The sequence below is a fragment of the Dryocola sharpae genome, assembly GCF_051307055.1.
In the GTDB taxonomy this organism is placed as follows: Bacteria; Pseudomonadota; Gammaproteobacteria; order Enterobacterales; family Enterobacteriaceae; genus Dryocola.
In genome coordinates, this window is sequence record NZ_CP149994.1 from 3,996,113 (window position 1) to 4,008,910 (window position 12,798).

Annotated in this window: 8 protein-coding genes and 1 pseudogene; 4 read left to right on the forward strand and 5 right to left on the reverse strand. The window is 55.0% G+C overall.

The genetic code is table 11. The features are described from left to right. Positions 1-16: 16 nt before the first annotated feature. Both dpaL and ygeW read right to left on the reverse strand, forming a co-directional pair. Positions 17-1,219 carry a diaminopropionate ammonia-lyase gene (gene dpaL, locus WLO31_RS19095; protein WP_435928098.1) on the reverse strand — a complete coding sequence of 401 codons (1,203 nt, stop codon included), beginning with the start codon at positions 1,217-1,219 and terminating at the stop codon, positions 17-19. Positions 1,220-1,302: 83 nt separating this feature from the next. Further along, a complete protein-coding gene (ygeW, locus tag WLO31_RS19100) occupies positions 1,303-2,493 on the reverse strand; it encodes a knotted carbamoyltransferase YgeW (protein ID WP_435928099.1) in 1,191 nt (396 codons plus the stop codon). Positions 2,494-2,706: 213 nt separating this feature from the next. On the opposite strand from ygeW, the gene WLO31_RS19105 reads away from it, so the two are divergent. Continuing rightward, positions 2,707-4,575: a sigma-54 interaction domain-containing protein gene (locus WLO31_RS19105; protein WP_435928100.1), complete on the forward strand. Its 1,869-nt coding sequence runs from the start codon at positions 2,707-2,709 to the stop codon at positions 4,573-4,575. Here WLO31_RS19105 and WLO31_RS19110 read toward each other — a convergent pair. The 3 genes from WLO31_RS19110 to WLO31_RS19120 are packed head-to-tail and all read right to left on the reverse strand — an operon-like array spanning position 4,553 to position 8,872. Then, entirely contained in the window at positions 4,553-5,140 is a 588-nt protein-coding gene (locus WLO31_RS19110) for a nucleotidyltransferase family protein (protein ID WP_435928101.1), read from the reverse strand. The two genes, WLO31_RS19105 and WLO31_RS19110, sit on opposite strands and share 23 nt — an antisense overlap. Positions 5,141-5,171: 31 nt before the next feature. Then, the gene (locus tag WLO31_RS19115; protein WP_435928102.1) at positions 5,172-5,633 is read right to left on the reverse strand and encodes a (2Fe-2S)-binding protein; all 462 of its coding nucleotides are present in this window, start codon (positions 5,631-5,633) and stop codon (positions 5,172-5,174) included. A 20-nt stretch (positions 5,634-5,653) separates the two neighbouring features. After that, complete coding sequence (locus WLO31_RS19120; RefSeq protein ID WP_435928103.1) at positions 5,654-8,872, reverse strand: molybdopterin cofactor-binding domain-containing protein; 3,219 nt, start codon at positions 8,870-8,872, stop codon at positions 5,654-5,656. Between the two features lie 384 nt (positions 8,873-9,256). On the opposite strand from WLO31_RS19120, the pseudogene WLO31_RS19125 reads away from it, so the two are divergent. The 3 genes and pseudogenes from WLO31_RS19125 (at position 9,257) to yghU (ending at position 12,659) form a co-directional block, all read left to right on the forward strand. Continuing rightward, positions 9,257-11,129: pseudogene (locus WLO31_RS19125) on the forward strand (FAD-dependent oxidoreductase). Further along, entirely contained in the window at positions 11,126-11,626 is a 501-nt protein-coding gene (locus WLO31_RS19130; RefSeq protein ID WP_435928104.1) for a 4Fe-4S dicluster domain-containing protein, read from the forward strand. Before WLO31_RS19125 ends, WLO31_RS19130 begins: the two are co-directional and overlap by 4 nt. Positions 11,627-11,813: 187 nt before the next feature. Then, positions 11,814-12,659: a glutathione-dependent disulfide-bond oxidoreductase gene (gene yghU, locus WLO31_RS19135; protein WP_435928105.1), complete on the forward strand. Its 846-nt coding sequence runs from the start codon at positions 11,814-11,816 to the stop codon at positions 12,657-12,659. The last annotated feature ends 139 nt before the right edge of the window (positions 12,660-12,798 follow it).

Consider the following 12,798-nt stretch of genomic DNA (forward strand, 5'->3'; position numbering starts at 1 on the left):
GTTTCTTGTCCTCTTTTTATTCGTGTGTAATGCCGTCTTTACCTTCCCAGACCACTTCACGATAGTGCTGCGGATCCGTATCGCCCTCGGTACTGATGATTAACACGCGTGATTCTGGTGTGAGGTGGAGTTGTTTCATGAGTGCGTTACGCTGCGGGTGATGGCAGAGGGCCGCGAGCACGCCCATGCCGGGCGCCCCGGATTCACCGGAGATGATGGCCGTATCGCCTTTCAGGGGATTGCCCAGCACCCGCATACCCAGCGCTGAGACGCGATCTTCGCAGGAGATAAAGTGATGAACGTTATTGCGCAGCAGCGGCCAGCCCAGCGGATTAGGTTCGCCGCAGGCCAGCCCGGCCATGATGGTATTCATCTCGCCGCTGACGTTAACAATCCGGCCCTGCAAACCTGAACGGTAAAGGCAGTTGGCCCGCTCCGGTTCAACCACGATAGCGCGCAGGTTACCGGGCCCGTAATGGTCAACCAGGTAGCCCAGAACACCTGCAGCCATAGCGCCAACCCCCGCCTGCAGAAAAACATGGGTAGGCGGAGCCGACAGCATCTCGTCCAGCTGCTCTGCCGCCTCATCGGCCAGCGTGGCATAGCCCTGCATAATCCAGGTGGGGATTTCCTCATAGCCTTGCCAGGCGGTGTCCTGCACCATATACCAGCAGTTTTGCCGGGCATGACTCAGCGTCAGACGAACGGTATCGTCGTAGTTCATCTCCGTAACTATGCACTCCGCGCCGAGATCGGTGATGTGCTTAACGCGGGCCGCCGAAGAGCCTTTTGGCATATAGATAATGGCTTTCTGTCCCAGGGCCTTTGCCGTCCAGGCCACGCCGCGTCCGTGATTGCCGTCGGTGGTCGTGGCGAACGTGACTGGCGGAAAGTTCTGCTGATGAAAGCTTTCAAAGGAGAAAGCGGCAATATCCAGCTTCCAGATTTTGCACAGCAGCTGAGCTACCGCCCAGGTGCCGCCGAGCATTTTGAAGGCGTTAAGATTGAAACGCTGCGATTCATCCTTTACCAGCACCTTGCTTACGCCGAGGGCGCGCGCAAAATGGGCGAGCGAGTAGACGGGCGTTGGTTTATAGCCAGTAAGCGTGCGGTGGAAACGGCGCGCCTGCCTTGCGGCATCGGTGTTAAACACCGGATCCCTTTGAGGTTGCAGATTAGCGTTGTCCGCTATCCGCATCCGTAATTCGAATTGAGACATACAAATTTCCTCGTGACAGGGCCAGGGGTCCATGCGCGGCTTTGTTTCTGAACAGGCCGCGCAATTACTGGCCGGGCACCGTTTTATTTAAGGATGCGAGGAATAGCCGATTCGACGCGTCTGGCGAGAACGTCTGCCGGATCTTCGAACCTGCGGGCCAGAATCATGGCGGCGACGATCAGCGGTTTCCAGCTTGCTTCTTTGTAGGTTGGAATACGGTAACGCTCGAAGACGCTGGCTTCGACCTCGCCGCGCTCGCAGGAGACGCCGGTAATGTCTGCCGGCAGGCAGTGCATATAGAGCGCGTTACCATTGCGGGTCAGCGCCATCATCTCTTCCGTACAGTGCCAGCGCTGATGACGGGCATTTTCTGCCAGACAGGTTTTTTCCAGCGCCTTCAGGCCTTCACTATCGCTGTTACGCAGCAGTTCGGTACGCTGCTGCATGATCTGCCACGGCGCCCAGGATTTTGGGTAAACGATATCGGCATCCTTAAACGCCTCTTCCATCGACGAAACCTGGCGAAAGCTCCCCCCGGAGCTGGCGGCATTTTTACTTGCCACATCAATCACTTCTGGCAGCAGGTTATAGCCTTCCGGGTGGGCCAGGGTGACATCCATGCCAAAGCGGGTCATCAGACCGACTATCCCCTGCGGCACCGAAAGCGGCTTGCCGTAGCTCGGCGAATAGGCCCAGGTCATGGCGATTTTTTTGCCTTTAAGATTCTCCAGCGAACCAAAGTGCTCTTTCAGCCATGCCAAATCGGCCATCGACTGGGTGGGGTGGTCGATATCGCACTGAAGGTTGACGATGGCAGGACGCTGCGGCAGCACGCCAGCCTGATACCCTTCATCAAGGGCTGCGCCCACTTCACGCATATAGGCATTGCCCGCGCCGAGATACATGTCGTCACGGATACCAATTACTTCCGCGCAGAAGGAGATCATATTGGCCGTTTCACGAACGGTTTCACCATGTGCTATCTGGGACTTACCTTCGTCCAGATCCTGCTGCGCCAGCCCCAGCAGGTTAAGCGCGGAGGCGTAAGAGAAACGGGTGCGGGTGGAGTTATCCCGAAAGAGAGAAATACCCAGCCCATTGTTGAAAACGCGGGTATCGATGTTGCTGGCGCGCATGGCCTTCAGCGCCTCTGCCAGATAAAGCACCTGTTCAAGCTCGTCGCGGGTTTGCTGCCAGGTAAGTAAAAAATCTTTTTGGCTGAGGGAGGATTTTTTGTCCCGGCTCAGGGTAAGCAGACGTTTAATCTCATTCATTTATTCAGATACCTTTTCGAGTTACATCGCAGACTGGAAGTAGCCTCTTCATAAAAGGGAAGACGCGTTGTTATGAGATAAACAAGTTTTGTGCCAGGTTTTAATCCATCATAAAGAGTGTGGTTTTAATCATGTTTTTCAGGGCCTGTTCAGAGCTACTCTCACTTTGAAAACGAAAAAACACGACGTATGCGACCTGTCTGAGGGTTCAAAATGAGAAAACAAAGTAGCGTTATCAAATTGAGAGAGGCCCCGGCGGAGGGCTGCCGGAACGAACAACGGCCTTTATTAACGGGGAGCGACTTCCCGGCGGACAGCCTGTCCATCCTGATGATGATTCAAAAAACGGTGCAGCATTTCGCCGCGCTGTTAGCCAACGTGCTGCACCTGGAGGTGGAAGTTGTCGACAGCACGCTGCACCGCATTGCCGGAACAGGGCCTTACAGCCAGCAGCTGGGAAAAATTCCGGAAAGCAACACGCTGCTATTATCAGAAGTGATTGGCAAACGACATGAAGTGGTTATTTTTGATTCGCGTCGTAATCCGCTTTGCCTGGCATGTAACCAGCGGGAAAGCTGCAAAGAACGGGGTTTTGTGGGCGTACCCGTTCTTTATAAGCAGCTTTGCCTGGGCGTAATAAGCCTGGTTGCGGTTAATAACGAACAGTTGCGTCATCTGCGCGAACACACCAGCATGTTTATCGAATATATCCGCCACATTTCAACGTTACTGGTGGCGAATATTACCGAGCTGCAGAAAAAAGAGCGCCGCATCGATCCGCTGCTGGCTTTTCTGGCGCGCGGGACAGAGCAGGGCGTGATTATTTTTGATGAGCAGCAGCGCATTATTTTTATTAACGAATCCGCCCGCGGCCAGCTGCACATCAAAAGTGACCCTCTTCTTCAGCCAGCGATAATATCTCCCTTATCGACCAAAGATAATGATGAACAGGAGATAACGCTTTGTCTCGACGAAACCTGCTGGCGCCTGTGCGGGCGCTGGCATGAAAGCGATCGCGGGGCGCTGCTTATTTTATCCCGCTGCCAGAATCAAATGGACGACTCGCGGGAACAGGAAACGCCGGTTATAAAAAATCTGATAGGTAATTCCCGTGTGATCCGCACGCTAAAAGCGTTAATCGGCCGCATCGCCTCCAGCCCCTCAAGCGTGATGATTATGGGAGAAAGCGGCACGGGGAAAGAGGTGGTGGCGCGCGCCGTTCACCGGTTAAGTCCCAGGCATGATAAGCCTTTCGTCGCCATTAACTGCGCGGCTATCCCTGAAAATCTGCTGGAAAGTGAACTGTTTGGCTATACAAAAGGCGCGTTTACCGGCGCCGCCCCCGGCGGGAAAAAAGGCTTAATACAGCTGGCGAACGGCGGAACGCTTTTTCTGGACGAAATTGGTGATATGCCGCTTACGCTCCAGGCCCGGCTGCTGCGGGCGATTGAAAGCCGGGAAGTCATGCCGGTGGGAGCAAGCCAGCCCGTTCACGTCGACATTCGTATCATTTCCGCCACCCATCAGAACCTGCAGGAAAAAATACGTCAGGGTCTTTTTCGCGAGGATCTTTATTATCGTCTCAATGTAGTTCCCCTTTACCTTCCGCCGCTGCGCAAGCGGGAGAACGATCTTGAGCTGCTGCTGAATCACTTCCTGCACCATCACGCAGAACGAATCGGACGCCCGGTAACCAGCGTCAGCCCTGAAGTGCTGCGTTTACTGAGCACCCATTCATGGCCGGGCAACGTCCGGGAGCTAAGCAATCTGGTAGAGTACCTGGTGAATATTGTGCCGGAAGGAGAAATGATTGACAGTTCGCTGCTGCCGCCCGTTTATCACTTGCATATGCAGGAGGCTGCTGCGCCTGAGCCGTACAAACAGAACGCGACGGCAACGATGATGCCATCTGCGGAGACAGCGACGGGCGATGCTGACACCGTTTCCAACCTGAAAAAGATTGAAAAAACGCTCATCGAGGAAGCGCTGCAGAGCGCGCGGAATAAAAAACAGATCGCCAATGAACTGGGTATAGGCGTGGCAACGCTCTATCGTAAAATCAAGAAGTACGGTCTGGCATAGTCGAGGCGTGAAGTAGCTGACGATAGCGGGCTGGCGTATCCACATCCCAGTGAACGCAGGGGGTGGCAACGGGAATACGTTGCCGCCCCCTTATCTCAATCAGCGCCTTTAAATTATCCTCATCCTTCGCCTGAAGAATAGCCTTGCGCATATCGGCGGGTAACAGCACCGGATGGCCGCAGCCGCCGCCATATTCCGGCACAAGGCAGCGCTGGCTGCGTCGGTGGTGCCAGAGCGCTGCGTACAGCTCTCCGGCCAGCACAGGCATATCGCCGGGCACAACAAAAAAATCTCCCGGTTCCAGCCGCCTGGCACCGCTGCGAATGGAGGAGAACATTCCGCGGGAATAATTTTCGTTATGACACAGCGTAATACCCGCATGGCCTGCATAAAGCTGATGCAATTGCTTACCCCGGAAGCCGGTAACGAGGATCACCCTGTCACAAAATGACAGCGCATTTTCCAGCGCGCTTCCCAGCACCGTTGTGTTTCGCCAGGGCAGCATCATTTTCCACTCGCCCATACGAGAAGAAAGCCCTGCTGCCAGCATCAGACACTGTTTCATCCTCGCTCCTGTGGAAGGTGGCAGAGCGCCGTTACGCCTCTTCCAGCACCGCTTTTATCGACTTGATAATAGGGCGATAGCCGGTACAACGGCAGAGGTTGCCTTCCAGCGCATCGTTAATTTGATCGTCGCTGGGATGAGGATTGGCATCAAGCAACGCCTTCGCGCTCATCAGAAAGCCGGGGGTGCAAAAACCGCACTGTACGCCGCCGTGCCGGACAAAAGCAGTCTGGAGACGCTGCCCGACCTTATCGTGACGTAGCGCCTCCACGGTGGTGATTGCCGCACCGTCGCACTGGGCCGCCAGCAGCAGGCATGAGCAAACGGCTTTACCGTCCAGCAGCACCGTACAGGCGCCGCATTCACCCACCGAACAGCCTTCTTTGGTACCGGTAAGCTGAAGATCTTCACGCAGAAAATCAATCAGCCGGCGGTTATCGTCAACCTCGCGCTGGACGCGGATGCCGTTTACTTTAAGTTCGATTCGATTCATTGCTCACCTCACTCCTTTCTTTAGTTGGCAGCCAGCGCCTCTTCCAGCATCTGGCGAAGCATCGCCACGCCAGCCGGTACTTTGTAAGCAGCAGACCAGCGGCTGCCGATGGCATCCTTGAGCATGCTCTCCATCACGGAGGCGCCCTCATCGATTAGCCCCGCATCGAGGCGGCGTCCTGTGAGGCATTTTTCCAGGGCAAACAGGCGCTGCGGTTTGCTGAACATCGCTCCGTCGACCAGCCGGCAACGGATAAGATTTTTTGTATTATCAATAACAAACTGACCGCTAAGGCTTTGACGCGTGATATTAAGCGCATTGCGGCGCCCCAGCTGCAGGTAACGTTGCTGCAGACGCTGATGCCGGAACGGCGAAGGAATAAAGATTGCGGTTAACAGTTCGTCCGGCAACAGCGCGGTGCGATAGCCGGCAATAATGAATTCCCCAAGCGGAAGCCGCCTGAGGCCGCGCGCCCGGCTTTGCAGCTCTACCTCTGCATCATAAAGCATCAGCGGTGGTACCGAGTCGGCGCAGGGCGCCGCATTGGCGATATTGCCCCCTACCGTAGCCCGATTACGCAGCTGCAGCGAGCCGATGGTATTGCAGGCGGTAACCAACAGCGGATAGTTTTCCTGCACCTGCGGATAAGCAATAAGATCGCTAAAGCAAACGCCCGCGCCTATGTTAAGCCCGCCATCCCCGGTTTCAGTAATAGCCCTGAGCGGCCCGACGCCTGAAATATCAACCAGCGAAATGGGATCGTTCGTCAGGCGAGCCTGAACCAGCACATCAGTCCCACCCGCAACGGGGCGAGACCGTCCGTCCGCCAGATAATCGAGCGCTTCCGCCAGGGTTTTGGCACGCTGAAGGCGCAGCGTATTAATACGTAAAATTTGCTTTTTCTCTTCCGAGGCCACCATCAGCTCACTCTGACGCTGCGGTTTTTTCAGCGCATAGCCCAGCTTTACCTGTTCAAGCGTCAGCGGCAGCGCATAGTTCCTGCGTCCAAGGGCGAAGCTGACGGCGTTATTAAGCGCAGCGGCGCCCAGCTCCAGCACCGGCTCCCCCAATACTTTCGCGCCATAGGGACCGGCTTTATCGTAATTTTCAACGGCGATAATATCGATTTCCGGAATGTCTTTGATGGTCGGCAACAGGTAGGTATCAAAGTTTTCCGACTTAACATCGCCCTGTTCAATATTAAAATCCTCAAGCATGCCGTAACCGACCATGCCCTGGGCAATACCGCCGTACACCTGGCCTTCGAAACCCACTTTATTAATAACCTTACCGACGTCGTGAACGGCCGTAGCGCGCTTAATCTGGATTTTACCGGTGCGCGTATCCAGAATGATATCGGCAACCTGACAGCCATAAACCCAGGTAAAATAGGGGCTTCCGCTCCCCTTCTCTTCATCCCAGTGGATGTCGGGCGCAACGTGCCAACCGTAAGCAGAAAGGTTGGCCCCCGTAGCTTTAGTCAGATTTACCACCTGGCAAAACGACAGCCGGTTATAGGGATGGCGGCGATTGAAAACTTTTCCGTTTTCCCAGATCAGATCTTTGTCATCCTTTATATCCAGCTGCTCTGCTACCGCGCGCGCCATACGTTCTTTTATTTTTTCCGCCGCGTTGAGTATCGCCTGGCCGCCCATCAACGTGCCGCGGGAGGCGACGGTAGACCCGCCGTCGGCAATCATTGCCGTTGCAGGCTCGCTGAAGGTCACTCTCTCCAGCGGAATACCAAAGGCTTCAGCCGCAATAAGCGACATGGTCGTCTGCAGGCCCTGACCATTTTCAGAGACGGAGGTGGAGATATTGACGCTGCCGTCGGCATTTACCTGAATCAGCGCGGACGACGCATCCAGCCCCTCCGCGCCCAGCGAACAGCCCCGATGGCTCAACGCCAGCCCGATGCCATATTTTATCGGCCCCCCGGCCGCGTTCAGCTCAGCATAATGCCGACGCTTTGCCTCAAACTCCGTTTTATCGAGCGTTTTTTGCAGCACTTCTCCAGCTGAAACGTTGTGCTCTGAGAAAATCTGCCCGGCCATGCTGGTATCGCCCTGACGCAGCACGTTGCGCAGACGCAGCTCTGTTGGCGTTAGCCCCATCGCCTCTGCCACCTCATCCATTAAGGATTCATTAGCGAAAATAACCTGCGGCGCACCGAATCCGCGATAGGCCGAGGTGTAGTTATTATTGGTATAAACGCCCGTCACATCGACCCGCACGTTAGGGATATTGTAGGGACCTGCGGCCTGAACCGAGCTTCGCCATGTGACAAAAACCGTCTGTCCCGCGTAGCTGCCGCCGTCCGCGAGCACATCAATTTTTATCGCCTGAATGCGTGCATCGTCATCAAGGCCAATTTTATATTTCATGACGTAAGGATGGCGTTTATAGCTTTCCCGCATCGACTGTTCGCGGTTGTAGGTCATTTTTACCGGCCGGGAGGTGAGCCAGGTAAGCAGCGCGGCGCGACAGGCCAGATGATCGATAATATCGTCCTTACCGCCAAAGGAGCCGCCGAGGACAGCGCGCTTCACGTTAACTTTTGACTGAGGCAGCCCCAGATATTTGGCCACAAAACCGCGAACCCGGTGCGCGTTTTGTATCGAACCATAGACGGTTATGATTTGTTCATTATCGTCATAACAGGTGGTGATGGACTCCGGCTCAATATAGGCATGCTCCTGAAAGCCCACCTGATATTCACGCTCAAAAATATGGCTCGAGGCGGCAAACCCCGCCTCAATATCTCCTTTCACCGTATAGTGATGATTAATAATATTGCTTTCACGATCGCTGTGAATCAAACGCGCCCCGGGCTGGAGAGCCTCCTTAACGGAGGTCATGGGAACCCAGGGCTTATAGTCGATTTTAATTTTTTCCGCGGCCAGACAGGCTGCCTCATAGGTTTCTGCCGCCACCAGCGCCACCACATCGCCGCGAAAGGCAATTTCCCGGTCGACGATGGGCGGGTAATCAGGAATAACAACGCCAATAATTTTCTCACCGGGAATATCTTTCCAGGTGGCAATTTTCACCACGCCGGGAATTTTCTCAGCTTCAGTTAAATCTACAGATTCAATGCGGCCCGCGGCTATATCTGCATAGCGGCAAACGCCATAGAGCATATTCTTCATTACAAGGTCGTCACCATAGACGGCCAGCCCTTTGACTTTGGCAGCGCCGTCGGTGCGCGGCACTTCACTGCCCACGATTGTTGTTTCCATTAGCCAGTTATCTCCCTGGTTGAGGTACCAGATTGCTCACAGTTAATACCCGGTATTAGCAAGGGATGTGCCAGAAACGAATAAACCTGATATGCACAAACAGAGTTGTGAGTTAAGGCAATAAAGTATTCAGCTACGGCAGACAATAAGAGGAATTCCCGCGCGATATGGCAGACAGGCTTTTTCACTGTGATGCATTTTTATCAAATTGAGAATGCGAAATGAGACCTGACAGGTAATGTCGCCCTGTTTCAGCGGTATCCGCACAACAATATTTGAATTTGTTCACAAACTTAATTCAAACATCCTTAAGGAGGAAAAAGCAGTCCGCTTATTGCATTCCTTATCCGGTAAAAGTGACGAAGTGCATAATAAGGGACCTGGATGAATAAATTTATTGTAGCCGAACCCCGTGAATGTATTGGCTGCCGCGCCTGCGAGGTAGCCTGCGTTGTGGCGCATAACAATAATATCTGGCCGCAGGATCGTTCTGAATTTATACCGCGCATCCGGGTCATCTTTCAGGATACGGCCAGCGTCGCCGTAACCTGTCGCCACTGTAACGACGCGCCCTGCGTTGAGAGCTGCCCCGTGGAGGCGCTGCATATTGACAACCACGCGATACAGCTTGAGCCGCAACGGTGTATTGGCTGTAAAAATTGCCTTGTCGCCTGCCCTTTTGGCGCCATTGATATGGTTCCCCGCCGCGACCGGGATGCGGCTATCGCGCAAAAATGCGATTTATGCAGCCAGCACGGGCATGACTCGCCAGCCTGCGTTGCCAGCTGCCGCGCCCGGCCTGGCGGCAAGGTTACTGAACAGACCCCCACGCCGTGGCGCAGGCAAGATTACGGCAGAGGAGCGTAAAACGCATTTCGATGAAATCTATCCGCGTCTGGATGCCAGCCAGGCTTGTTATGAAAGCGAGCGCTGCCTCTACTGCGCCCGGAAAGCCTGGTGTAACTGGACCTGCCCCTTACATAATGCGATCCCCGATTTTATCCGGCTGGTCAATGAAGAGCGAATTACCGAGGCGGCCGAGCTGTGCCATCAGACCAGCTCCCTGCCGGAAATATGCGGCCGGGTTTGTCCGCAGGATCGCCTCTGCGAAGGCGCATGTACGCTCAAAAACCGCAGCGGCCCGGTCTCAATCGGCAACCTTGAACGCTATATCACCGATACGGCATTTGAAATGGGATGGCGGCCTGAGATCGGCGCGGTATCACCACGGCCTGAAAAGGTAGCCATTATTGGCGCAGGGCCGGCTGGTTTAGGCTGCGCGGATATTCTGGCGCGCAATGGTATCCAGGCCGATGTCTACGATCGTCATCCGGAAATTGGTGGCCTGCTGACGTTTGGTATTCCGCCATTCAAACTGGATAAGCAGCTCATGGCTCGCCGCCGCGAAATTTTTAATGCGATGGGGATTCAGTTTCACCTTGGCTGCGAAATTGGCCGCGACATTCCTTTTAGCGAGCTGATGGACAGCTATGAAGCCGTCTTCCTCGGCACGGGCACCTACGGCTTGCTGCAGGCCGGATTAGATAATGAGGATGCCCCGGGCGTCGTGCAGGCGCTGCCGTTCCTGATCTCAAATACCCGCCGGGTTATGGGGCTGGAAGACGATCCGTCGTATCCGTGGAGTAATGTGAAAGGGAAAAATGTCGTCGTGCTGGGCGGAGGGGATACCGCTATGGACTGTCTGCGTACGGCCATCCGCCGCGAAGCGGCCAGCGTAACCTGCGCCTATCGGCGCGATGAAGCCAGCATGCCCGGCTCAAAAAAAGAGGTGACCAATGCCCGTGAAGAGGGCGTCGATTTTGTGTTTAACGTTCAGCCGCTTTACATCAAACGAGCCCGTAAGGGCGAGGTCACCGGCATCGGCCTGATACGTACCCGGCCCGGCAGCCCCGACGCTGACGGACGGCGGCGGCCGGAGCCGATTGAAGGTTCAGAATTTGTCCAGCCTGCCGATGTGCTTATCATGGCGTTTGGCTTCCGGCCGCATGCGATGCCGTGGTTAGACGGGTTTGGTATTGAGCGGGACGACTGGGGCCTGATTAAAACCGGCGTCGGAGAACAGCTGACAACGCAAACCAGCCAGCGCAAAGTTTTTGCCGGCGGGGATGCCGTACACGGCGCCGATTTAGTGGTTACCGCGATGGCGGCCGGGCGGCAGGCCGCAAGCGATATAATAACCATGCTGGGCAGCCTGCCGAAACAGCAGCGTTCCGCTAGCTTACGGGAGGAGCAATGACCGACTTTATTCTTGCCGATCCGCAACGATGCATTGCCTGCAGAACATGTGAGATCGCCTGTGCGCAGGCACACGCTTCACCGGGCTGCGTCAGCAAAGAAAATTTCTTCCCCCGGCTTACCGTCAATAAGTTAAGCCGGGCGAGCGCGCCGGTGATGTGTCACCAGTGCGAAAATGCGCCCTGCATAAGCGCCTGTCCGACCAGGGCGCTGACGATGGGCAAGCATGCGGTACTGGCCGAGTCAGCGCTGTGCATTGGCTGCCGGAGCTGTATGGTGGCGTGCCCGTTCGGCTGCATCCTCATTGAAGCCTCGCCTTTATCAGGAATGGCAGAGATTATCAAATGCGATCTGTGCGCCTCTCGCGAGGCGGGCCCGGCCTGCGTTGAAGTGTGCCCGACCTTCGCCCTGCAAAAAATAGAGGCGGATAAACTGCAATCTTTGCAGGAAGAGCGAATTAAAAAGACCGCCCGCGGCGCTTTTTCGCTACGTATTTGACGTTTATGCGTACTCCGCAAGCAAGTTGCAGGGAGCTTTAACAGCAGGCTCCCGTCACAAAAAATAATGACTAACCTTCATGACGTTTTCACCTTTCCTGCCTTGTTCCCAATCCCCTCTTCCCTCCTGCTACACTTCAGAGTCATTATCTCTCTTCCTATTGCTCATCAGAAGGCAGGTCAACAGCATGTCCGAAAACAACTACCAACCGCCAAAAGTCTGGGCCTGGCACAAGTCCGAGGCAGGCCAGTTTTCCAATATCAACCGCCCGATTGCCGGACCGACTCACGAGAAAGCGCTGCCCGTAGGCAAGCACCCGCTACAGCTTTACTCGCTGGGGACGCCTAACGGTCAGAAGGTGACCATCCTTCTGGAAGAGCTGTTAGCGCTCGGCGTAAGCGGCGCGGAATATGATGCGCATCTGATACGTATCGGCGAGGGCGATCAGTTCTCCAGCGGCTTTGTCGAAGTGAACCCAAACTCTAAAATCCCGGCGCTGCTCGATAACTCCGCCACGCCGCCGATTCGTGTTTTTGAATCAGGCTCCATTCTGGTTTATCTGGCCGATAAGTTCGGTTATTTCCTGCCGCAGGATATCGCCGCACGCACGGAAACGCTGAACTGGCTGTTCTGGCTGCAGGGTTCCGCGCCCTATCTTGGCGGCGGTTTCGGCCACTTCTATCACTATGCGCCGCAGAAAATTGAGTACGCCATCAACCGCTTTGCCATGGAAACGAAACGCCAGCTGGACGTGCTGGATCGCCAGCTCGCAAACCACCGCTTTATCGCAGGCGATGAATATACCATTGCCGATATCGCCATCTGGCCGTGGTACGGCGCGCTGGCAAAGGGCGGCCTGTACGACTCTGCCGACTTTCTTGATATCGCTTCGTACAAAAACTTTAACCGCTGGGCCGATGAAGTGGCGAACCGTCCCGCCGTTAAGCGCGGGCGTATCGTCAATCGCACCTGGGGCGACGAGCAGCTGCCTGAACGCCATGACGCAACGGATTTTGACGCCTTTACTCTCTGACCTTCCTGCACAAACCTGCCCGGCGCTCTGCCGGGCTATTCCCGACTAATAATCATACGCACCCTAATTAAATGATAATTAATTGCATTTAAACATAGCTGCGGCTATGTTTTATAGCAGTTGCTATATCTGTTTACTT